General features: G+C 71.3%; 19 protein-coding genes and 2 pseudogenes. 12 read left to right on the top strand and 9 right to left on the bottom strand.

The window, feature by feature from the left end:
- Positions 1 to 9: 9 nt before the first annotated feature.
- Complete coding sequence (locus ACRAWB_RS12700) at positions 10 to 411, bottom strand: hypothetical protein (protein ID WP_431353654.1); 402 nt, start codon at positions 409 to 411, stop codon at positions 10 to 12.
- A 129-nt stretch (positions 412 to 540) separates the two neighbouring features.
- Between ACRAWB_RS12700 and ACRAWB_RS12695 the strand changes: the two genes are divergently transcribed.
- On the top strand, positions 541 to 1,596 hold the full coding sequence (locus ACRAWB_RS12695) for a PrsW family glutamic-type intramembrane protease (protein WP_431354515.1): 1,056 nt from the start codon (positions 541 to 543) through the stop codon (positions 1,594 to 1,596).
- A 1-nt stretch (position 1,597) separates the two neighbouring features.
- On the opposite strand, the gene ACRAWB_RS12690 is transcribed toward ACRAWB_RS12695, so the two are convergent.
- From ACRAWB_RS12690 to ACRAWB_RS12670, 5 genes and pseudogenes are all read right to left on the bottom strand, one after another.
- Positions 1,598 to 4,162, bottom strand: coding sequence for a bifunctional lysylphosphatidylglycerol flippase/synthetase MprF (locus ACRAWB_RS12690; RefSeq protein WP_431353653.1), 2,565 nt, complete (start codon positions 4,160 to 4,162; stop codon positions 1,598 to 1,600).
- An 11-nt stretch (positions 4,163 to 4,173) separates the two neighbouring features.
- Complete coding sequence (locus ACRAWB_RS12685) at positions 4,174 to 5,451, bottom strand: alpha/beta hydrolase (protein ID WP_431353652.1); 1,278 nt, start codon at positions 5,449 to 5,451, stop codon at positions 4,174 to 4,176.
- Between the two features lie 29 nt (positions 5,452 to 5,480).
- Entirely contained in the window at positions 5,481 to 6,869 is a 1,389-nt protein-coding gene (locus ACRAWB_RS12680; protein WP_431353651.1) for a glycine--tRNA ligase, read from the bottom strand.
- A gap of 75 nt (positions 6,870 to 6,944) precedes the next feature.
- Positions 6,945 to 7,568: a GNAT family N-acetyltransferase gene (locus tag ACRAWB_RS12675; RefSeq protein ID WP_431353650.1), complete on the bottom strand. Its 624-nt coding sequence runs from the start codon at positions 7,566 to 7,568 to the stop codon at positions 6,945 to 6,947.
- Positions 7,569 to 7,588: 20 nt separating this feature from the next.
- A pseudogene (locus tag ACRAWB_RS12670) lies at positions 7,589 to 8,895 on the bottom strand (glutamyl-tRNA reductase).
- Between the two features lie 81 nt (positions 8,896 to 8,976).
- Between ACRAWB_RS12670 and hemE the strand changes: the two are divergent.
- The 11 genes from hemE (at position 8,977) to hemL (ending at position 18,751) form a co-directional block, all read left to right on the top strand.
- Positions 8,977 to 10,113, top strand: coding sequence for a uroporphyrinogen decarboxylase (gene hemE, locus ACRAWB_RS12665; RefSeq protein ID WP_431353649.1), 1,137 nt, complete (start codon positions 8,977 to 8,979; stop codon positions 10,111 to 10,113).
- On the top strand, positions 10,110 to 11,663 hold the full coding sequence (gene hemG / locus ACRAWB_RS12660) for a protoporphyrinogen oxidase (RefSeq protein ID WP_431353648.1): 1,554 nt from the start codon (positions 10,110 to 10,112) through the stop codon (positions 11,661 to 11,663). The genes hemE and hemG overlap by 4 nt, the downstream gene beginning before the upstream one ends.
- A 34-nt stretch (positions 11,664 to 11,697) precedes the next feature.
- Entirely contained in the window at positions 11,698 to 12,006 is a 309-nt protein-coding gene (locus tag ACRAWB_RS12655) for a hypothetical protein (RefSeq protein WP_431353647.1), read from the top strand.
- 36 nt (positions 12,007 to 12,042) lie between these two features.
- Positions 12,043 to 12,462: a phage holin family protein gene (locus ACRAWB_RS12650; protein WP_431353646.1), complete on the top strand. Its 420-nt coding sequence runs from the start codon at positions 12,043 to 12,045 to the stop codon at positions 12,460 to 12,462.
- Positions 12,452 to 12,667, top strand: a complete 216-nt coding sequence (locus tag ACRAWB_RS12645; RefSeq protein ID WP_431353645.1) for a DUF3618 domain-containing protein — start codon at positions 12,452 to 12,454, stop codon at positions 12,665 to 12,667. The genes ACRAWB_RS12650 and ACRAWB_RS12645 overlap by 11 nt, the downstream gene beginning before the upstream one ends.
- Before the next feature lie 49 nt (positions 12,668 to 12,716).
- Positions 12,717 to 13,448 carry a hydrogen peroxide-dependent heme synthase gene (gene hemQ / locus ACRAWB_RS12640; protein WP_431353644.1) on the top strand — a complete coding sequence of 244 codons (732 nt, stop codon included), beginning with the start codon at positions 12,717 to 12,719 and terminating at the stop codon, positions 13,446 to 13,448.
- Positions 13,445 to 14,626, top strand: a complete 1,182-nt coding sequence (locus tag ACRAWB_RS12635) for a ferrochelatase (protein ID WP_431353643.1) — start codon at positions 13,445 to 13,447, stop codon at positions 14,624 to 14,626. Before hemQ ends, ACRAWB_RS12635 begins: the two co-directional genes overlap by 4 nt.
- Positions 14,623 to 15,624, top strand: coding sequence for a hydroxymethylbilane synthase (hemC, locus tag ACRAWB_RS12630; RefSeq protein WP_431353642.1), 1,002 nt, complete (start codon positions 14,623 to 14,625; stop codon positions 15,622 to 15,624). The genes ACRAWB_RS12635 and hemC overlap by 4 nt, the downstream gene beginning before the upstream one ends.
- Positions 15,621 to 16,415 carry a uroporphyrinogen-III synthase gene (locus ACRAWB_RS12625; protein ID WP_431353641.1) on the top strand — a complete coding sequence of 265 codons (795 nt, stop codon included), beginning with the start codon at positions 15,621 to 15,623 and terminating at the stop codon, positions 16,413 to 16,415. Before hemC ends, ACRAWB_RS12625 begins: the two co-directional genes overlap by 4 nt.
- 96 nt (positions 16,416 to 16,511) lie before the next feature.
- Positions 16,512 to 17,438, top strand: a complete 927-nt coding sequence (gene hemB, locus ACRAWB_RS12620; RefSeq protein ID WP_431354514.1) for a porphobilinogen synthase — start codon at positions 16,512 to 16,514, stop codon at positions 17,436 to 17,438.
- On the top strand, positions 17,435 to 18,751 hold the full coding sequence (gene hemL, locus ACRAWB_RS12615; protein WP_431353640.1) for a glutamate-1-semialdehyde 2,1-aminomutase: 1,317 nt from the start codon (positions 17,435 to 17,437) through the stop codon (positions 18,749 to 18,751). Before hemB ends, hemL begins: the two co-directional genes overlap by 4 nt.
- A 117-nt stretch (positions 18,752 to 18,868) precedes the next feature.
- On the opposite strand, the gene ACRAWB_RS12610 is transcribed toward hemL, so the two are convergent.
- The 3 genes and pseudogenes from ACRAWB_RS12610 to ACRAWB_RS12600 all read right to left on the bottom strand — a co-directional run bounded on the left by ACRAWB_RS12610 (position 18,869) and on the right by ACRAWB_RS12600 (position 21,261).
- Positions 18,869 to 19,105, bottom strand: coding sequence for a hypothetical protein (locus ACRAWB_RS12610; RefSeq protein ID WP_431353639.1), 237 nt, complete (start codon positions 19,103 to 19,105; stop codon positions 18,869 to 18,871).
- A 43-nt stretch (positions 19,106 to 19,148) separates the two neighbouring features.
- On the bottom strand, positions 19,149 to 20,435 hold the full coding sequence (locus ACRAWB_RS12605; protein ID WP_431353638.1) for a sugar ABC transporter permease: 1,287 nt from the start codon (positions 20,433 to 20,435) through the stop codon (positions 19,149 to 19,151).
- Positions 20,432 to 21,261: pseudogene (locus ACRAWB_RS12600) on the bottom strand (ATP-binding cassette domain-containing protein). Before ACRAWB_RS12600 ends, ACRAWB_RS12605 begins: the two are co-directional and overlap by 4 nt.
- Between the last annotated feature and the right edge of the window lie 83 nt (positions 21,262 to 21,344).

Raw genomic sequence — 21,344 nt, 5'->3', positions numbered from 1 at the left:
GCCTACGGGTCAGGCCGCAGCGCGGGCCAGCGACGAGAGGCGTCGGAAGGAGACCGTGAACAGGCCGGCGAGCACGAGCTCGGCGAGAATGGAGACGGTGCCCGACAGGCTGCCGTAGCCGGCGAACGAGAACCCGACGTTGACCAGCGCGAGCACGCCGTAGACGACAGCGAGCACGCCGCTCAGCAGTGGCCGGTTCGTCATCCGCCACCACGGTCGCGCCGCACGCACCGACTCGCCGGGGCCGCGGAACATCCGGCTCACGAGGTACCAAGCGGCCAGCTGGAGGACGGTCAGGACGATCGACCCGGCCTGCGAGTGCAGGGCGTCGACGAGGAGGGCGAGCAGCAGGTTCACGGCGACGAGCACCGCGATCACGGCGGCCTTGCGGCCTGGAGTGGTGAAACGCATGCTGGTCCTTCTGGTGCTCTCAGACTCCAGTGTCCCAGCGCGCGGTTCCACGTGCGGTCAGGCTCGCCGTGTGGCCCGGACGGGGTCGAGAGAGAGCACAGCTCCACTCCGTAGGCTGGCGCCGTGACCATGGCCCCCTCGCACCACCAGCCCGCCGAGCAGCACGGCGCGCTCCCGCCCGCGGGCTGGTACGCCGACCCGCAGGACGCGCGGTTCCTCCGGTGGTGGAGCGGTGCGGGATGGACCGCCTACACGTACCCGCTCGCCGCGGTGGCGCCGATGCAGCCGGTGCAACCCGTGCGCCGCCCGCGCCCGCCGCACAAGTGGATCGGGCGCTTCGGCGGCTGGATCATCGCCGGCGCGAGCGTCTTCATCTGGCTCTGGCTGATCGGTTTCAGCCTGTTGCTGTCCGCCATCGCGCCGCACGCGGCCGACGACGGCCCGGTCGTGCTCTCGCCCTACCTGCTGGTGACCGGCGCAGCGACCGTGGCGGCCGTCATCCTGTACATGATGTGCTACCGGCTGCGGCCCGAGGACGGACTGACCGCGTCCCGGCTGGTGATCATCGCCGGGGTCGGCGGCCTGGCGGCGACGCTGGTCGCCGGTCCCGTGAACAGCCTGATCGACGTGGCGGCAGGAGGGACGGCCGCGCACCCGAGCGGCGTCGCGCTGGTGACGGCGGGCGTGGTCGAGGAGCTGGTCAAGATCGCGGCCGTGGTGCTGCTGGCGCTGAAGCTCCCGGTGAAGAACGCGCGCATCGGCCTCTTCGTGGGTGGGGCGGTCGGCCTCGGGTTCAGCGTGATCGAGAACCTTGGCTACCTGCAGGAGGCGTTCGCCCGCGGGCAGGAGAACGGCAGCGGCTTCGGGCTCTTCGTCGGCACGACGATCGGCCGGGAGCTGACCGGGCCGTTCCTGCATCCCGTCTTCTCCGCGCTGCTCGGTGCCGCGGTCTTCGCGGCGGCGCGCAACGGACGGTTCCGGCTGACGCTCGGCGTCGTGCTCGCGTATCTCGGTGTCGCGGCGGCGCACGGACTGTTCAACGGCGCGACCTGGCTCGCCCAGACCCTTCCGTGGAACCCGGCGCTCGCGGGCCTCGCGCTGCTCGGCTTCGAGCTGCTGTTCGTCGTCGGCAGCGGCCTGGCCTGGCTGCTCATCTCGCGGCGCATCCGCCGCGACACCGCCTAGCTCAGCGCACCAGCGTCCGGGCCAGAGCCACGTACTCCCGCGCATTGGCGTCCGGCAGGTACGCCTTGCCGATCGCGTTGCCGATCGCCGGCAGCGCCAGCGAGTCGGGATACGCCATGTAGATCGTCTCGTAGGTCGGGTTGAACTTGCTCTTGAACGAGAACAGGGACGCGAATCCGTAGGCCGGCTCCAGAGTCCGGGCGAGGAACGCGAGCAGGTGGTCCATCGCGGTCCGCTCCTCCGGGTCGCCGTCGGACAACGGCTTGGTCGCGAGCGGCGCACCGGACAGGCTCAGCACCTCGACGCCGTCCTCGCGCATCCGCTGCGCCGCGGAGGCGATGACGAACTCCATGATCCCGGGCATCGAGCCGTCCGGCCGCCGCATGAAGTCGATGGTCCAGCCGATGACGCGCCCGTCACGCCAGCTCGGCAGCCAGCTGGTGACCGCCTGCAGGCCGCCGCCGGGGTCGAACGCCAGGTAGAGCCGCACGTCCGGATCCTTCAGCTCGGCGATCCCGCCCAGCGTGAAGCCCATCTCGGGGAACTCCTTCTCCGACACCCACTGCTCGCTGACGGCCGTGATCTGTGTCTGGATCAGCGGCGACAGGTCGTCCCAGCTCGTCCAGAGCGTCGAGATCTGCGCCTTGACGCCGCGGTTGTGGGCCTGCCGGACCTTCTGCCAGGGCTTCCCGACCAGGTCGAAGGTCTGCGGATGCATCAGCGTCTCCTCGCCGACGGACATCGACGGCCAGCCGAGCGCGTCGAACACCGGGAGGTACTGCTCGTGGATGCTGTAGAACACCGGCGTCCAGCTGTTCACGTCGCAGAACTGGACGAACTCGGCGATGGTGCGCTCGGCCCGATCCGGGCGGCACACCGGGTCGGAGAGGGTGATCGCGATGCCGCCGATCACCCGGTACGCGATGGCCGACTCCCCGTCGGCGCTGAACCAGTAGACGTTGCCGGGCCAGGTCCCCATGAAGCCCAGCGTCCCGCCGCCGCCCTCGCGCAGCAGCGAGCGAAAGTGCTCCTCGTCGGCGAGCGTCCGCCCGGTGAACGAGGAACGGTAGAGCTGCAGGGTGGCGAAGACGAAGACGGTCCAGAACACCGGCCCGACCCATTGGTAGATCAAAATGACGATCGGCACCGTCGGGATGATCGGCGTTCCCAAGGCGGACAGGAATCCGGCGGGGACGAAACGGCGGAGCGTGGAGGCGAAGACGTCGGCGACCGTCGCGTCCGGCACGAACTCGGTCAACGACCACAGACCCGCCACGAGGTAGACGAGCGCGAGCAGGGCGAAGGAGCAGACCACCACGATCGTGAACCGGGCGACCGCCTCCCGCGGTGACCGCAGCTGGAACTGCCGCCGCGTCGCGATCAGCAGCGCGATGGACGTGATCGGCACCAGCAACGCCGCGAGCAGCCACAGCAGGATCTCGATCGCCGGCCCGAGCGCCGCGATGCTGTCCACCTGCAGCTGGATGTCACCGCCCAGCACGGTGAACGGCAGCACCAGCATCGCCGCGTTGACGACGATGCCGAGCAGCAGCGCGAACCGGCGACCGCGCCGCAGACCGATCGCGGTGAGCAGGAGCAGGACGAGCGGGAGCACGGACAGCAGCAGCGGCCCGGGACCCTGCACCGAGACCATCAACAGCTCGCTGCGGCAGTTGCTCGAGTACGACACGTCGCAGCGGCTGAGCACGTCGGCGACATCCACGGCCGGCTGCTCGAACAGCGACGCGACGAACGAGAGCGGCCCGAAGCCGCCGGGCGGCAGCAGCGCGAGCAGCGGCCCGAACGCGGTGATGGCGATGATCGCCGCGACCAGGTTGCGCGTTTCCCCGTGCGAACTGCGGTGGAGGCGACGGAGCGGACCGCGCCGCAGGACCACGCCGAGCAGCAGGCCGAGGAGGGCCGCGATCAGTCGGTAGACATTGTTCTGATCGCCGTTGTAGAGCACGAAGGCGAGCACCACCGCGAAGGTGAGCAGCCGGATCCGCCGCCGCCACAGCGAGCTGGCGAAGGCGCTCGCCGTGATGAGCGTGCCGACGATGCCGACCGTCGGATCCAGGGTGAAGTCGAACTCGGTGACCGTCGCCCAGATCTCCCCGGCGCTCGCCGCGCCCCACTGCAGCAGAACGCCACCGAGCACCGCGAGGACGCCGGTGACGAAGAAGGCCAGGATCGTCCGCGGTGTGCCGAGCAGCCGCTCCGCCGCCGCCATGACCGTGAGCGCCAAGACGATCGCGATGACGAGCTGGATGGGGTCCTCCGGCACGAACAGCGCCGTGACCGGTGTCCACCAGAAGCCGGCGCGGACCGTCGTGGTGACGCCCGCCGCCCACACCAACGAGTCGCCGCCGGTGGTCGCCGCGCTCCACAGCGTCCCGGTGATGACGGAGCTGACCAGCACGATGACGGCCAGCGCGATGCTCGCCGGCGCGATCCGCGCGTAGCGCAGCACCGCACGTCCGAAGCCGTCGCCGCGGTCGCCCTTCTGCGCCGGCGGCGTCGACGAGGACGACGCGGCCGCCGCGTTCGCGGTGTCTGCGGTGCTCATGCGGGCCTCCGTCACGGTGGGCTCAGTCCCAGCACAGGGTAGAGGATCGAGAAGTCCTTGGTGAGCCCGCCCTCCAGCGCGTCGACCACATGGCCCGCGCCCGGGACGACGTAGTAGGTGGTCTGCATCCCCGCCGCCCGGGCCGCCTGCGACATCCGCTGCACGCCCGGAAGGAAGGTCGGATCGTCGCCGCCGACCGTGAAGACCGCCGTCATCGCGGAATACCTGCCGGGGTTCGCCGCGAGGATCGACGTCGGTTTGGCGGCGTCGAACGCGGAGGCGTTCCCGCCGAACACCTGGTCGATCGTCTGCTGCTGGATCTCCACACCCGGGTACTCGTCGCCGGACACCACGAGCAGATTGCCGAACCGGTCGGGATACTGCGCCGCGTACTTGAACGCGCAGGCGCCGCCGTTGGAGTAACCGCCGATGGTCCAGTACTTCGGATCCTGAAGCACGCCCAGGTGGCCGCGGATCCAGGCGGGCACCTCATCCACGATGTAGGTCTCGGCGGTGCCGAAGGTGGTGGAGTCGGCGCAGGCCGGATCGCCCTGCGTACCGATCTGATCCGCGACGACGGCGATCGGCGCCAGGCCCTCGTGCTGCGCGGCGTAGGTGTCGAGCACGCCGCCGATGTAGCTGGGATCGGGGTTGCCGGGGTAGCCCATCATGAACAGGACCACCGGCAGCGGGGGAGGGTCCTTCACCAGAGCGGCCGGCGGCAGGTAGATGCCCGCAGGCCGCGCAGCGAACCCGGCGGACGGGATGACCTCGCTGCCCTGTTGTCCCTTGGCGGGAAGGTCGGTCGGCGGCTTCCACGTCTCGTAGAGAGGCCGGGTCGGGTCGGCCGTGCTGGTGTGCGGGCCGACGTGGATGTGCCCGGCGTCCGTGATGCCGAACAGCGAGCTCAGCGTCGGGTCGAGCCCGTAGTACGCGTTGATCCCGAGCCCGCCCGTGATCGCGAACAGCAGGATGCCGACGGACGCGATCAGCTTCCGCCACCAGCGCGACCGCCACAGGTTCACAACGGCGAGTCCGATCGCGGCGAACGTGCCCATCGCCCAGAACGCGACCTCGTGGGGCAACGGGCTGCCGAACGCATCGACGGCGTTCAGCAGTGCGTAGACACCGACCGCGACCACGGCGCCGCCCAGGATGCCGAGCAGCGCGGTCAGCGCCCACCGCACGGTGACCGGGCGGATGAGCAGGTAGAGCACGAAGGCCGCGCTCAGGGCGAGGCACACCGGGAGCACGGGGCCGTCGACGATGCGGATGCTGAGCGGATCCACGTGATCGACCTCCCCGGGGGCGTCGCGGCTCAGATCTCCTTAAGCCGCTCCGCCAGGTAACGGTCCAGGCCCTCCAGCGGGATGCGCTCCTGCTGCATCGAGTCGCGATCCCGCACGGTCACCGCGTCGTCCTCGAGCGAGTCGAAGTCGACCGTGACCGCGAGCGGCGTGCCGATCTCGTCCTGCCGGCGGTAGCGGCGGCCGATCGCGCCCGAGTCGTCGAAGTCGACGTTGCGGCGCTTGCGGAGCCGGTCGGCCAGCCCGCGGGCCAGCGGCGACAGGGCCTCGTTGCGCGACAGCGGCAGCACCGCGACCTTGACCGGCGCCAGGCGCGGGTCGAGGTGCAGCACCGTGCGCTTGTCGGTTCCGCCCTTGGCGTTGGGCACCTGCTCCTCGTCGTACGCGTCGACCAGGAACGCCATGAGCGCACGCGTCAGACCGAAGGACGGCTCGATCACGTACGGCACGTAGCGCTCGTTCTTGTTCTGGTCGAAGTAGCTGAGGTCTTTGCTCGAGTGCTCGATGTGCGTCTTCAGGTCGAAGTCGGTGCGGTTCGCGACGCCCATGAGCTCGCCCCACTCGCTGCCGACGAAGTCGAACTTGTACTCGATGTCGATCGTGCGCTTCGAGTAGTGGGCCAGCGAGTCCTTGGGGTGCTCGAACCGGCGGATGTGCTCCGGCTTGATGCCGAGGTCGGTGAACCACTCCCAGGCGAGGTCGATCCAGGTGTCGAACCACTGCTCGTCGGTACCCGGCTCGACGAAGTACTCGATCTCCATCTGCTCGAACTCACGCGTGCGGAAGATGAAGTTGCCCGGCGTGATCTCGTTGCGGAACGCCTTGCCGATCTGGCCGATGCCGAACGGCGGCTTCTTGCGTGAGGTCTGCAGCACCGAGGCGAAGTCGGTGAAGATGCCCTGCGCGGTCTCCGGGCGCATGTAGTGCAGGCCCGACTCGTCGTCGACGACGCCGAGGTAGGTCTTCATGAGGCCCGAGAACTGGCGGATCGGCGTCCACTGGCCCACCTTGTCGGGGTGGTCCGGGTCGGGGATGTCGTCGAGGCCATTCGCCGGCGGGTGGCCGTGCTCGGCCTCGTACGCTTCGAACAGGTGGTCGGCGCGGTAGCGCTTGTGGGTGATCAGCGACTCGGTCAGCGGGTCGCTGAAGACCTGCACGTGACCGGACGCCTGCCACACCGCGGTCGGCAGGATGATCGCCGAGTCCAGGCCCACCATGTCGCCGCGACCGCGCACGAACGAGTTCCACCACTCGCGCTTGATGTTCTCCTTCAGCTCCACGCCGAGGGGACCGTAATCCCACGCCGAACGCGTTCCGCCGTAGATCTCGCCGGAGGGGAAGACGAATCCGCGGTGCTGCGCCAGCGTGATGACGGAATCCAGTCTCGACGGTGCGGCCATGGTGCTCCCTGTGCGATGCGGGTAGGTGGGACCCGTCCATCCTACTGAGGAAGCGGCGCGCGCCGTCGCGAGCGGTCAGCGTGCGCTGCGGAACTCCTGCTCCAGGATCGCGTACACCGCCGTGTCCGCCCACTCGCCCTTGAAGATCTCGGTCTCGCGCAGCAGCGCCTCCTGCCGCATCCCAATCTGCTCGCAGAGGCGGGCCGAGGCGTCGTTGCGGGCGTCCAGCTGCGCGAAGACTCGGTGGGCACCGAGCTCGTCGAAGCACAGCTCGAGGACGCGCTGAGCCGCCTCGGTCGCGTAGCCGTGGCCGTGCGCGGCCGGGTGGAACACCCAGCCCATCTCGAACTTGCCCCAGTTCGCGTTCTTGAGGAACAGGCTGATGTCGCCGATGACGCGGCCCGGGCCGCCCGTCGGGTCGGCCAGCTCGACCGCGAAGACGATGCCGTCGCCGTTCTCGGCGAGGCGGTTCATCGCGATGCGCTTGCGCAGGTGCTCCGCGGACTCGTCGTGGTCGTGCACCTCCCAGTAGAGGTAGCGGACGACGTCCTTCAGCTTCTGGTAGGCGTGCGCGTCCTCCAGATCTCCCGTGTTGAGCGGGCGCAGCAGCAGCCGCTCGGTGTGCAGCGCCTCGGCGGCGTACGGGAGGTTGGTCGCGCCGTGCGGCTCGACGGCGGTCGTGGTGGCTTCGTCGCTCACGGTCGCTCCTTCAGGTCGGGTCAGGATGCCGCAGACTCGTCGTCGACGGCGGTCAGGCGGGGTCGGGCGGCGGCCTCGGCGTCGACGTCCACGCCGAACAGCGCGGCCGCGCCCTCGATGAACGACTGCGCGTCGCCCTGGCGGGCCAGCTCGCGAGCGCGCACGGATGGCGTGTGGAGCAGCACCCCGGCGAGGTGGCGGAGGGCCGCCTCGGTCTGCTCGCTGGCGTCACCGCGGCTGCGGGCGCGCTCGATCTCGGCGTCCAGCACGTCGAAGACATGCTTGCGGAGAGCGACGAGCGCCGGGGTGACCTCCTGCTCGGCGGTCCGCGCCTTGTATTCGGCGGCGGCCGCATCCACGATGCTGCGTGCGTCGTCGGCGGCGTGCAGCTCCTTCAGCGGGGCGTGGAGGCTGATGGTCTCGAGATCCAGCAGCTCGACGCCCGCGAGCTCGGCGACGGCGGGGTCGACGTTGCGCGGGAGGCCGAGGTCGACGACCAGGCGGCGCTCGACGGCGCCCGGGAGCGCCAGCGCTTCGTCCAGGATGGCGTTGGTCAGCACGTAGTCGGTGACCGCCGAGCACGTGACGACGAGGTCGCTCTCGGCGAGCGCGTCGAGGAGCCCGTCGGCCGACACGGGGAGGATGTCGTGCGACGCCGCGAACTTCGGCGCGCGTCCGGAGGGGAGTAGACCCGCACATCCGTCGCGCCCTTGTCGCGCAGCGCCGCGAGGCTCGCGCCGGCGTACTTGCCGGTGCCGACGAGCAGCACGCGCGTCTGCCCCCAGTCGCTGACCCGGCTCTCGGCGAGGTCGAGAGCGAGGCGGACCATCGAGCGGCCGGCGGTCATGATGCCGGTGCGGTTCTTGACCCCGCGCGACGTGCGCGAGGCGACCTGGAACAGGCGCTCCAGTTCGCTCGTGACCGACCCGGAGGTGCGGGCCGTCTCGAGCGCCCGGCGCACCTGTCCGGCGATCTCGCCCTCTCCGACGACCACCGACTCGAGCCCGCTGGTCACGGCGAACAGGTGCTCGGCGACGGCGTGCTCGCTGTAGACGGCGCTGGCGGCGCGGAGCTGGTCGGGGTCGATTCCGGCGGCGCTGCTGACCGCGTCCAGCACGGCCTCGGCGGAGACGGCGCGGGCGGCGGGAAGGGGCTCGTCGATGTCGAGGTACGCCTCGAAACGGTTGCAGGTCGCGAGGACGACCGAGCCCGAGACGATGTCGCTGTGCTCCGAGAGTGCGGCGGTGATGGCCGGAGCGTGACGCTCGAGCCGTTCCAGGAGGTCGAAGTCAGCCGTGCGGTGACTCGACGAGAAGCACAGAAGCACAGACGAAGCCTACGCTTGCGCTTCGGCAACCTCGAATCGGCCCCAGCCGGCTGTCAGGGAGGGCCCTGGCAGAATCGTGGGGTGACCACCCTCGCACCCGAGCATCCCCTCTCCGCCGGCCGCACCGCGTCCAGCCCCCTCGTCCGCGCCTATCAGGGCGAGCGCACGGAGGTGACGCCGGTCTGGTTCATGCGCCAGGCGGGACGGTCGCTCCCGGAGTACCGCGAACTCCGGGTCGGCACGCGCATGCTCGACGCCTGCCTCGACCCGGCCATGGCGAGCGAGATCACCCTGCAGCCGGTGCGCCGCCACGGCGTGGATGCGGGCATCTTCTTCAGCGACATCGTCGTGCCGCTCAAGCTGGCGGGCGTCGACGTCGAGATCCAGCCGGGCAAGGGGCCGGTTTTCGCTGAGGCGGTGCGCACCTCGGCTGATGTCGACCGGCTGACCGCGATCGACCCGGCGTCCCTGGGCGACGACGTCTTCGCGCCCATCCAGGAGGCCGTGCGGCTGACCATCGCCGAGCTCGGCGACACCCCGCTGATCGGCTTCGCGGGCGCTCCGTTCACTCTCGCGGCCTACCTCGTCGAGGGCGGCCCGTCCAAGGACCACATCCGCGCCCGCACGCTCATGCACGCCGACCCTGAGGCCTGGCAGCGGCTCATGGCCTGGACGGCCGACATCTCCGGGGCCTTCCTCCGTGCGCAGGTGCTTGCGGGCGCCAGCGCGGCGCAGTTGTTCGACTCCTGGGCCGGCTCCCTGTCGCTGCACGACTACGTCGCGCATGTCGCGCCGGCCTCGGCCCGCGCGCTGTCGCACGTGCGCGACGTGACGTATGAGATCCCCGCGGTCGACGGCGCCGAGGACCCGATCGCCGAGGTCCGCAACGTGCCGCTCGTCCACTTCGGCGTCGGCACCGGCGAGCTCCTGAAGGCGATGCACGAGGTCGGCGCGGACGCGGTCGGCATCGACTACCGCATCCCGCTCGACGAGGGCAGCCGCCGCCTCGGTCACGTGGTCCCAGTGCAGGGCAACGTCGACCCCGCGATGCTCGACGCGCCGTGGCCGGTGCTCGAGGCCCACGCCCTCGATGTGCTCGACCGCGGCCGCGAAGCCCCCGCCCATGTGCTCAACCTCGGCCATGGCGTTCCGCCGGAGACCGACCCGACAGTGCTGACCCGCGTGGTCGAGCTCGTGCACGGGTGGCGCCCGGAATGAGCGACGAGCCGATCCTCCCCGGCGAACCGCTCACGCACGACGAGCTCGGCGAGGAGATCCGGCACGCCGTCGAGGCGCCGCCGACACGCGTGGTCGTGATCGGCGGCGGTATGGCCGGCCTGGTCGCGGCGCGCGAGTGCGCCCGGCCCGGTTTCGAGGTGACGCTGCTGGAGGCGGCCGACCGGGTGGGCGGCAGCGTCGCACCGCTCGAACTCGGCGGGATGACGCTGGATGCCGGCGCTGAGAGCTTCGCCACCCGTGGCGGACACGTCGCCGAACTGCTCCACGACCTCGGGCTCGACGATGACGTGGTGCAGCCCAACCCCTCCGGCGCGTGGGTGCGCCACGGCTCGACGTCCGTGCCGCTGCCCAAGGCCGGGCTCCTCGGCATCCCGAGCTCGCCGCTGGCCTCGGATGTGGTGGCCGCCATCGGCGCGGGCGGCGCGTTCCGCGCCTACCTCGACCGCCTGATGCCGGTCCTCAAGATCGGGACGGAGCGGCGGCTCGGCACGCTCGTGCGCAAGCGCATGGGCAAGAAGGTGCTCGAACTCCTGGTCGCGCCGGTCGCGACCGGCGTCTACTCGGCATCGCCCGACGACCTGGATGTGGACGTCGTCGCGCCAGGCCTGAACGCTGCGCTGACCCGGTTGGGCTCGCTCTCCGGCGCCGTCGGGGAGCTGCGCGCGGCGTCCAAGGCGGGCAGCGCGGTCGGCGGTATCCGCGGAGGGATGTGGCGACTGCCGCAGACGCTCGCTGCCGATATCGAGGCGCGAGGCGGCCTCATCCGCACCGCAGCGGGCGTCGTGACGATCGAGCCGTGGACGCCCCGCGACGACGAGGACGAGGAGCGTCCCGGTCGCTGGATCATCCGGACCGCCGACGGTGAGGAACGGGTGGCCGACGCGCTCGCGCTCGCCGCGCCCGCCGACGCCGCCCTGCCTCTCCTCGCCTCCGTCGGCCTCACCGGCCTCTCCGAGCTGGCCTGGCCTGCCGCCTCCAGTGTCGAGCTGGTCACCCTGGTCGTCGAGGACGACCGCCTGGCGTCCACGCCGGTCGGCACCGGCGTGCTCGTGGCGGATGTGCCCGGCGCCGACGTCCGCGCAAAGGCGATGACCCACTCCAGCGCCAAGTGGGGGTGGGTCGCCGAGGCCGCCGGGCCGGGACGCCACGTGGTCCGCCTCTCCTATGGACGCGCCGGCCGCCCGGCCGAGACGGTCGCGCTCGCCGACGCCGAACTCCGTGCCCAGGCGATCGCTGACGCCTCCCGCCTGCTCAATATTCCGATCGCGGAATCCTCCGTGACCGCATTCGCGCGCACCCCCTGGACGAACGCCCTGCCGTATGCGACAGTGGGGCAGCGGGAACGCATCGAGCGCGTCCGCTCCGAGGTCGACGGCGTCGAGGGTCTCGAGGTCACCGGGTCCTGGCTGACCGGTACGGGCCTCGCCTCCGTCATCCCGGATGCGCGACGCACCGCTGAGCGTGTGCGAGGCGTTCGCTGGAAGGGGCTCACAGCCGCCCTGGCGGCCGACGACCCGCAGACCGACTGATCGACACGGACTGATCGAGACACTGGGAGGCGCGATGCGCGGCAAGATCCTCTTCGTCACCGGAGCGGCGGTGGGCTTCGTGCTCGGCGCCCGCGCTGGGCGCGAGCGCTACGAGCAGATCAAGGCCGCGGCCACCAAGGTCTGGGAGTCGCCGACGGTGCAGAAGCAGGTGCACAGCGCCCAGGACTTCGTCGCCGACAAGGTGGGCGAGTTCCCGGAGACCGCGTACATCACGGTCAAGAAGCTCGTCGTCCGGGCGAACGACCGCCGCCGTGAGGCCAAGGCGCCGTACCAGGCGCCCCCGGTGGCCTCGGCGCAGGGACGCAGCAACACCACGCCCTGACGGGGGTACTGTACGGAAACGACGAGGGGAGACGCGATGACCGACCGCGAACGCGCCGAGAGCGCGCGGGCCAAGTCCCTGGGGCAGCTGGTCTCCGACCTGCCCAAGCTCGTCATCGGGCTCCTCAAGGCCGAGCTGAACCACCTCAAGGCCGAGTTCGCCGAGAAGGCCAAGTATGCCGGGGTCGGCATAGGCCTCCTCGTGGGAGCGGCGCTCCTGCTGTTCTACGCGCTCGGCGTCCTCATCGCAGCGGCCATCCTCGGCATCGCGGTCGCGCTCCCGGCCTGGGCTGCGGCGCTGATCGTCTTCGGGGCCCTGGTGATCATCGCCGTCGTACTCGTGCTCATCGGCGTCCGCTCGTTCAAGAGGATGGACGGCGTCGCCCCGTCGCAGACCATCGACAGCGTCAAGCTGGACGCCGACGCGCTGAAGGGACTGGGGAAGTATGACAACTGACCGCAGCGACGTCGAGCGGGCGCGGGCGCAGCTCGCGGCGACCGTGGACGCCATCGAGTACAAACTCAACGTGCCGAAGCGCACGGCCGAGCGCATCCAGCGTCTGCGTGCGGAGAACCCCGTCGCGCTGGTCGGCATCGCGGTGGGCGCGGCGGTCGCCGTGGCGGGAATCGTCTGGGGCGTCGTGAGCCTCGTCCGCCGGTGAGCCGGCGCCCGTTTTTGGCCTTCCCAGGTTTGCGAGGGAGACTGTGGGTATGAGTACCCCGGCTGCCGCTCCGGCAGAGTCGTCCGCCCCCGAAACCCCCAACGACACCCCCTCCGGCTTCACGCTCTGGGCCGTCCTGCGCCGCGACCCCGCCCGTCCCGACGACCTCGACGGCACCGACGTGCCCAAGGCCGTGCAGGAGCTCGACGGCGTGATCGCCGACATCGAGCTGCAGGGCGTCACCACCCGCGGCCTCTACGACGTCTCCGGCCTGCGCGCCGACGCCGACGTGATGATCTGGCTGCACGGCCCGGAGGCCGAGACGCTGCAGTGGGGTCTCCGCCAGTTGCGTCGCACCCGCCTGCTCAAGACCCTCCTCCCCACCTGGAACGCCATGGGCGTGCACCGCGACGCCGAGTTCAACAAGGCGCACGTCCCCGGCTTCCTGCGGGGCAAGGAGGCGCGCAACTGGCTGTGCGTCTATCCGTTCGTGCGCAGCTACGAGTGGTACCTGCTCCCGGACGAGGACCGCGGCAAGATGCTCGCTGAGCACGGGCGCAAGGGCGCCGCGTTCCGCAATGTGCTCGCCAACACCGTCGCTTCGTTTGCGCTCGGCGACTACGAGTGGATCTTGCCGATGGAGGCCGACGAGCTCACCGATCTCGTCGACATGATGCGCGAGCTCCGGTACACCGAGGCCCGCCGCCACGTCCGCGAAGAGGTCCCGTTCTACACCGGCCGGCGCATCACGGCCGCCGAGCTCGTGGAGGTCCTGCAGTGACGGATGCGCAGACGGCCCAGCGCGTGCTGGGCGCGACCCCGGCCGCGGCGTCCGGGCCGGAGCACGTGACCGAGCCGGTCGCCTACGACGCGATCCTGCTCGCCGGCTTCGGCGGTCCCGAGGGCCAGGACGACGTCATCCCGTTCCTCCGCAACGTCACCCGCGGGCGCGGCATCCCCGAGGAGCGTCTGGAGGAGGTGGCCCACCACTACCGCCACTTCGGCGGCGTCAGCCTGATCAACGACCAGAACCGCGAGTTGAAGGCGGCGCTGGAGGCGGAGCTCGCCTCGCGCGGCATCGAACTGCCGGTGCTGTGGGGCAACCGCAACTGGGACCCGTACCTCGCCGACGCGCTGCGCGAGGCCCATGAGCGCGGCTTCACCAAGCTGATCGCCATCGCGACGAGCGCCTACTCCTCGTACTCGAGCTGCCGCCAGTACCGCGAGGACTACGCGGCCGCCCTCGAGTCGACCGGCCTGCTCGGCCGCATCGAGATCGACAAGGTGCGCCAGTTCTTCGACCACCCCGGCTTCGTGGAGCCGTTCATCGAGGGCGTGAAGAACGCCATCGACGAGCTGCAGCAGAAGCTGCCCGGCCTCGACCCGGCGAAGGAGGTGCGCATCCTGTTCTCGACGCACTCCATCCCGTCGAGCGACGCCGCGAAGTCCGGCCCTGCCGAGCGCGGGTTCGGGGAGGGTGGTGCCTACGCCGCGCAGCACCTGGCCGTGGCGGAGGTCGTCTCGCACGCCGCGACCGGCGGCACCGTCGGGTGGGATCTGGTCTACCAGTCCCGCTCCGGCCCGCCCTCGATGCCGTGGCTCGAGCCGGACATCAACGACCGCATCGCCGAGCTTCCCGCCACCGGCGTCAAGGCCGTCGTGATCGTGCCGCTCGGCTTCATGAGCGACCACATGGAAGTGCTCTGGGACCTCGACAACGAGGCCATGGAGACCAGTGACGAGAACGGCCTCGTGGCCGTCCGCGTCCCCACCCCCGGCACCCACGCGACCTTCGTGAAGGGTCTCGTCGACCTGGTCCTGGAGCGCCGCGACGGCGTCCCCGTCGACCAGCGTCCCGCCGTCACCTCGCTCGGCCCCTGGTACGACGTGTGCCGTCCGGGGTGCTGCGAGAACGTCCGACTCGGTTTCAAGCCGGCGGCTGCGGGGCTGGCGCCGTGACCGGGACCGTGACGAGGGTCGACGGCGCGGCCGAGCGCCGCGACGGCGTGCTGCGGGTCGGGACGCGTGGCAGCGCCTTGGCCGTGGCGCAGACGACGGCGGTCGCGCAGTCGATCGCCCGGGCGACCGGACTGGACGTCGAGCTCGTCACGGTCACCACGCAGGGCGACACGTCGCGAGAGTCGCTGGCGCAGCTCGGCGGCACGGGTGTCTTCGCGACGGTCCTGCGGGACGCCCTTCGGGCGGGCGAGGTCGACCTCGTCGTCCACTCCCTCAAAGACCTTCCGACCGCGCCCGCTCCCGGGCTGGTCGTCGGCGCGGTGCCGAAGCGCGCCGACGCCCGCGACACGCTCTGCGCCCGTGACGGCCTGACGCTCGAGACGCTGCCCGAGGGCGCGCGGGTGGGCACCGGTTCGCCCCGCCGCGTCGCTCAGCTGAAGGCGCAGCGTCCCGACCTCGACGTCGTCGACCTGCGCGGCAACGTCGACACGCGCCTGGGCAAGGTCGCCGCCGGCGAGCTGGATGCGGTGGTCCTCGCCGCCGCCGGGCTCACCCGTCTCGGCCGCCTCGACGCCGTGACCGACTACTTCTCCCTCTCGCTCATGCCGACCGCCCCGGGGCAGGGTGCGCTCGCGCTCGAGGTGCGCGCCGGCGACGAGAAGGGACGCGGCCCCGTCGCCCGGGCCCTGTCGGCCGTCGACCACGTGACCAGCCACGCCTCGGTCGTGGCCGAACGCGTCGTGCTCGCCGGACTCGAGGCGGGATGCGCGGCGCCGATCGGCGCCACTGCGCTGGTCGACGACGGACTGCTGTTCCTCACCGCGACCGTGTACCGGCCGGACGGAACGGCGCAGCTGACCGCATCCCACGCCGCGACCCCTGACTCGCTCAGCGCCGCCCACCTCGAGGAGGCCGCGCAGGACGTCGGTGCCCGCGTGGTCGCCGAGCTGCTGGACGCCGGCGCGGCCGACCTCGCGCCGCTGGGGAGCACCCGATGACGAACACGGCGCCGACCCCGAAACCGCTCGCCGGCTGGCGGGTGCTGGTTCCGCGCGGCGGCCCGTGGGGCGACTCCGTCGCCGCCGACCTGCGCTCGAAGGGCGCGTCCCCGGTGGTCGCCGCGATGATCAACTTCGCCCCGACCGCCGACGCCCCGGCGCTCGAGGCCGCACTGGCCCGCCTCGCGAACGGCGACTTCGATTGGATGACGGTCACCAGCGCCACCACGGTCGACGTCCTCAGCGCCCAGCGCGCGGTCGTTCCGCCGACCACCCGGGTCGCCGCCGTCGGCGAGACGACCGCCGCCGCACTGGCAGCGGCCGGCTACCACGTCGACCTCGTGCCGTCGGAGGACAACTCCGCACGCGGCCTGCTCGCCGAGTGGGAGGCCGCCACACAGGGCGCGTTCCCGCTGCGCGTACTCACGCTCCGTTCCGAGATCGCCAAGCCGCTGCTCACCGAGGGTCTTCGCCGCATCGGGCACGACGTGGAGTCGGTGGTCGCGTACCGCACCGTCGGCGTCCCCGTGCCCGAGAGCGTCGTCACCGATGTGCGTGACGGCCTGTTCCAGGCCATCCTCGTCACGTCCGGATCGGTCGCCGAGCAGGTGCAGGAGCAGCTGGGACCGGTTCCCGAGTCGACCCTCATCGCCGCCATCGGCCCGCAGACGGCCCGCGATGCCCGGGCCTTCGGCCTGCGGGTGGATGTCATCGCCGCCGAGCGCACCGCCGCCTCCCTCATCGACGCGGTCGTCCAGGTCGCCGTCGCGCGATCCGCCGCCGACGACTAGCGTTCGGAAACCGCTCAGCGAGCCAGGCGTAGGCTGATGTGAGTGAGTGAACTGCACCCCGTCATCCGCCCCCGACGGCTGCGGCAGACCCCGGCGATGCGCCGGCTGGTCGCCGAGACCCGCCTCCACCCCGCTGAGCTGATCCTCCCGCTGTTCGTGCGCGAGGGCGCCACCGAGCCCGTCCCGATCGGCTCGATGCCCGGCGTCTCGCAGCACAGCCTCGACTCGCTGAAGCGGGTCGCGAACGAGGCGGCCGAGGCCGGCGTCGGCGGGCTCATGCTGTTCGGCGTCCCCGAGACCCGGGACGCGGTCGGCTCGGCCGCGACCGACCCCGAGGGCATCCTCAACGTCGCCACGCGCGTGCTCGCCGACGAGGTCGGCGACGCCCTGGTCGTGCAGACCGACCTCTGCCTCGACGAGTTCACCGACCACGGCCACTGCGGCGTGCTCGACGAGCAGGGTCACGTCGACAACGACGCCACCCTGCTCCGCTACCGCGACATGGCCGTCGCCCAGGCTGAGGCCGGCTCCCAGCTCCTCGGCCTCAGTGGCATGATGGACGGCCAGGTCGCGGCCGTGCGCGAGGCCTTGGACGACGCCGGGCACTCCGACGTCGTGATCCTCGCCTACGCGGCCAAGTACGCGTCCGGCTTCTACGGGCCCTTCCGTGAGGCCGTGGACTCGCAGCTCTCGGGCGACCGCCGCGCCTACCAGCAGGATCCGGCCAACCGCCGCGAGGGCCTGCGCGAGGCGCGCCTCGACCTCGAGGAGGGCGCCGACATCCTGATGGTGAAGCCGGCGCTCAGCTACCTCGACGTGCTCAGCGACGTCGCCGAGCTGAGCGACGTGCCGGTCTGGGCGTACCAGGTGTCGGGGGAGTACGCGATGGTGGAGGCGGCGGCCGCGAACGGCTGGATCGACCGCAACCGCATCATCGAGGAGACGCTGGTCGGCGCGAAGCGCGCGGGGGCCGACGCGATCATGACCTACTGGGCGACCGAGGTGGCGGGGTGGCTGCGATGACCGACACGACGAGCGATGTGAACGCCGCGCAGTTCGCGCGCGCCCAGCGCGTCATCCCCGGCGGCGTGAACTCGCCGGTGCGCGCCTACGGCTCGGTCGGCGGCACTCCGCGGTTCCTCGTCTCGGCCCGCGGGCCGTACGTGACCGACGCCGAGGGCCGCGAGTACGTCGACCTCGTCGCGTCGTGGGGTCCGGCCATCCTGGGCCACGCCCATCCCGCCGTCGTGGAGGCGGTGCAGCAGGCGGCCGCGCGCGGTCTGTCCTTCGGCGCATCAACTCCGGCCGAGACCGAGCTCGCGGAGGCCGTGATCGGCCGCGTCCCGTTCGTCGAGAAGCTGCGGCTGGTGTCCACGGGCACCGAGGCGACGATGAGCGCGATCCGTCTCGCCCGCGGCTTCACCAGCCGCCCGCTGCTGATCAAGTTCGCCGGGCACTACCACGGCCACTCCGACGGCCTTCTGGCGCAGGCCGGCTCCGGTCTCGCGACGCTGGCTCTGCCCGGCTCGGCCGGTGTGACCGAGGCGACGGCGGCGCAGACCATCGTCCTGCCGTACAACGACCTGGATGCGGTCCGCGCCGTCTTCGAGGCGCAGGGCCCGGACATCGCGGCCGTCATCACCGAGGCCGCCGCCGCGAACATGGGCGTCGTCCCGCCGGAGCCGGGCTTCAACGCGGCGCTCACCGAGCTCGCGCACGAGTACGGCGCCCTCGTCATCCTCGACGAGGTGCTGACCGGCTTCCGCGTGAGCGCGGCCGGCTACTGGGGCCTCGACCGCGGCTACACGCCCGACCTCGTCACCTTCGGCAAGGTCATCGGCGGCGGAATGCCGCTGGCGGCGCTCGGCGGACGCGCGGAGATCATGGACTTCCTCGCCCCGGCCGGCCCGGTGTACCAGGCCGGGACGCTCTCCGGGAACCCGGTCGCCGTCGCTGCGGGCCTGGCCACCCTGGCTCACGCCGACGCGGCCGTCTACGAGCGTCTGGATGCGGTGGCCGGCACCGTCTCGGCCGCGGTCTCCGAGGCTCTGGCGGCCGAGGGCGTCGCCCACCGGGTGCAGCACGCGGGCAACCTCTTCAGCTTCGTCTTCGGCGACTTCGCCGAGGCGCCGAGGACGTATGCGGAGGTGCAGCGTCAGGAGGCGTTCCGCTACCGGGCGTTCTTCCACGCGATGCTCGACGCGGGCGTCTCGCTGCCGCCGAGCGTCTTCGAGGCGTGGTTCGTCACGGCCGCGCACGACGACGCGGCGGTCTCGCGCATCCTGGACGCCCTCCCCGCCGCGGCCCGCGCCGCCGCCTCCGCCACCCCGGCGTAACCCGCCCCGGGCGCCGCCCCCATCCCCACTCCCACCTCCGCCGAAGTGCAGCTTCTTGCGGTCGACACGCCGTCGAACTGCGCAACTAGCTGCACTTCACGGGAGGGGCGGAGCGGGTCAGGCGTCGGGGGCGGCGGGCTCCCGGGACAGCGACGCGACGTACGTGTACGTCGCGCTCGCCGGCCAGCCGTCGGCGTCCAGTAGGGCGTACACGTCGAAGTTCAGCGTCCCGCCACCGCCCGCCGCGCGGCGCAGCGTGCGCGGCGGCGCATCCGACGACGATCGCACCGTGACCGTCTGCGGTTCGGCGCCGGAACGCAGAAGGCGGGCGCGGAAGGTGGTGGTGCGGGTCACCCCACCACTCTCCCACGCCCGCCTCTCGTGCGGGACCGCGTCGCTACGCTTGGCCGTGCGACTCGCGCGACCGGCGCGACAGCGAGTCGATGATCACCGCGAGCAGCAGCACCGCGCCGGTGATCATGAAGCGGTACGACGAGTCGAGGTTCAGCAGTGTCAGGCCGTTCGAGATCGACTGGATGACCAGGATGCCGAGCAGCGCCGACCACGCCGATCCGCGGCCGCCGAAGAGGCTCGTGCCTCCGATGACCGCCGCCGCGATCGCGTTCAGGTTGGTGTCCGTGCCTCCGGAGGACGCGCTCACCGAGGCGAGGCGTGCCGCCGCGAGCAGACCGCCGACCGCCGCGAACGTCGAGGTCAGCACGAACACGCTGATGAACACGCGGTTCACCTTGATACCGGCGCGGCGTGCCGCCTCCACCGAGCCGCCGACCGCGAAGATCGACCGGCCCCAGCGGGTGCGGGTCAGGAAGAAGTTCATCAGCACGACGAGGACGACGAAGAACAGGAACATCGCGCCCGTTCCGCGGTCCGTCGACAGGTACCAGACGCTGATGCACAGCCCGGCGAGCAGCAGCAGCGCCTTCACCGCCACGATGGTCATCGACCCCTCGGACAGCCCCGCCTTGCGGCGGCGGATGTTGCGCCGCAGGTCGGAGTAGAACATCCCGGCCGCCGCGATCACCGCGAGCGCGTAGGCCGCCCACGGCGGGAGGAACCACTGCTGGGCGAACTGCACGATCCACGAGTCGTAGGGGATGTTGATCGAGCTGTTCGGCCCGAGGATCCAGAGCTGCAGGCCGAGGAAGCCGAGCAGACCGGCCAGCGTGATCACGAAGCTCGGGACGCCGAACCGCGTGAACAGGAAGCCGTACAGCAGGCCGATCGCCGATCCGGCGAGGATCGCGACGATGACCGTGAGCCACAGCGGCCAGTTCAGCTGCGTGAAACCGACGCCCAGGATGGCCGCCGCGACGCCGCTGACCGAGCCGACGGACAGGTCGATCTGCCCGAGGAGCAGCACTAGCACGATGCCGATCGAGATCGTGCCGATCGCCGCGCACTGCAGCGTCAGGTTGACGAGGTTGTTGGCGCTGAGGAAGTTCGGGTTGAGGATCTGGAAGACGACCCAGATCACCGCGAGCCCGATGACGACCGGGAGCGACCCCAGGTCGCCGACGCGGACGCGGCGGCCGAACGCGCGAACGGCGCCGAGCAGTCCTTCGTCGCGGATGAGTCGTTCATCCTGGAGGTCGGCCGCGAGCTGCGCCGGCGCCTCGCCGTCGATGCGCTCCGCCGCCCCGGTGGGCTGGTCTGCCTTGGTCATGCTTCCGGGCTCCGTTCCGTAGCGTCTTCGGCCTCCATCAGCCGCTCCGCGCGGCGGACGACGACGTTGTCCGTGGCGCCGGTGATGGCAGAGATGATCTCCTCGTAGCTGACCTCCGGAACCCGGAAGTCGCCGTTGTTGCGGCCGAGCCGCAGCACCGCGACCCGGTCGGCGACGGCCTGCACGTCGGCCATGTTGTGGCTGATCAGGATGACGCCCAGCCCCGCTCGCGCAGGCGCTCGATCAGGTTGAGCACTTCTGCCGTCTGCGCGACGCCGAGCGCGGCGGTCGGCTCGTCGAGGATGACCACGCGCGGCTCGCCGATCAGCGAGCGGGCGATGGCGACGGTCTGGCGCTGACCGCCGGAGAGGGATGCGACCGCGATGCGGACCGACGGGATGCGCGCCGAGAGCTGGCGGAGCAGGCTCCACGAGCGCTTCTCCATCTCCTCCTCGTCGAGCGTCCCGCGGGCGATCTCGCGGCCGAGGAACAGGTTCGAGACGACGTCGAGGTTGTCGCACAGGGCGAGGTCCTGGAACACCGTCGCGATGCCGAGTTCGCGCGACGCGGCGGGTGTGGGGATGCTCACCTCCTGTCCGTCGAACTCGATCGTCCCGGCATCCTGCGGGTGCACGCCCGCGAGGATCTTGACGAGCGTCGACTTGCCCGCGCCGTTGTCGCCGACCAGGGCGACGACCTCACCGGCGTAGACGTCGAGGTGGATGTCGGTGAGCGCTTGGACGGCGCCGAACCCCTTCGAGACCCCGCGGAGCGAGAGGACGGGCCGGCGGGTCGACCGCTCCTCGTCCAGGGTGGGGGATTCCATGGTCACGGCGTTCTCCTTCGAGCTGTGCGGAGCATGCTTCCTGCTTCTCAGGCTAGAGCGGAACCACCCGGCCCGGGCTGCGC

The organism is Leifsonia poae, from assembly GCF_050632865.1.
Classification (GTDB): domain Bacteria; phylum Actinomycetota; class Actinomycetes; order Actinomycetales; family Microbacteriaceae; genus Leifsonia; species Leifsonia poae_B.
This window is presented reverse-complemented; position numbering and strand designations above follow the sequence as displayed.

Bases quoted from the DNA above. Each gene is read 5' to 3' on its own strand.
- ACRAWB_RS12655 (WP_431353647.1), top strand. From the start codon at position 11,698: ATGCGCGGCAAGATCCTCTTCGTCACCGGAGCGGCGGTGGGCTTCGTG.
- ACRAWB_RS12605 (WP_431353638.1), bottom strand. From the start codon at position 20,435: ATGACCAAGGCAGACCAGCCCACCGGGGCGGCGGAGCGCATCGACGGC.
- ACRAWB_RS12680 (WP_431353651.1), bottom strand. From the start codon at position 6,869: ATGGCCGCACCGTCGAGACTGGATTCCGTCATCACGCTGGCGCAGCAC.
- ACRAWB_RS12700 (WP_431353654.1), bottom strand. From the start codon at position 411: ATGCGTTTCACCACTCCAGGCCGCAAGGCCGCCGTGATCGCGGTGCTC.
- ACRAWB_RS12650 (WP_431353646.1), top strand. From the start codon at position 12,043: ATGACCGACCGCGAACGCGCCGAGAGCGCGCGGGCCAAGTCCCTGGGG.
- hemB (WP_431354514.1), top strand. From the start codon at position 16,512: ATGCGCCGGCTGGTCGCCGAGACCCGCCTCCACCCCGCTGAGCTGATC.
- ACRAWB_RS12645 (WP_431353645.1), top strand. From the start codon at position 12,452: ATGACAACTGACCGCAGCGACGTCGAGCGGGCGCGGGCGCAGCTCGCG.
- hemG (WP_431353648.1), top strand. From the start codon at position 10,110: ATGAGCGACGAGCCGATCCTCCCCGGCGAACCGCTCACGCACGACGAG.
- ACRAWB_RS12695 (WP_431354515.1), top strand. From the start codon at position 541: ATGGCCCCCTCGCACCACCAGCCCGCCGAGCAGCACGGCGCGCTCCCG.
- ACRAWB_RS12690 (WP_431353653.1), bottom strand. From the start codon at position 4,162: ATGAGCACCGCAGACACCGCGAACGCGGCGGCCGCGTCGTCCTCGTCG.
- ACRAWB_RS12625 (WP_431353641.1), top strand. From the start codon at position 15,621: ATGACGAACACGGCGCCGACCCCGAAACCGCTCGCCGGCTGGCGGGTG.
- hemL (WP_431353640.1), top strand. From the start codon at position 17,435: ATGACCGACACGACGAGCGATGTGAACGCCGCGCAGTTCGCGCGCGCC.
- hemQ (WP_431353644.1), top strand. From the start codon at position 12,717: ATGAGTACCCCGGCTGCCGCTCCGGCAGAGTCGTCCGCCCCCGAAACC.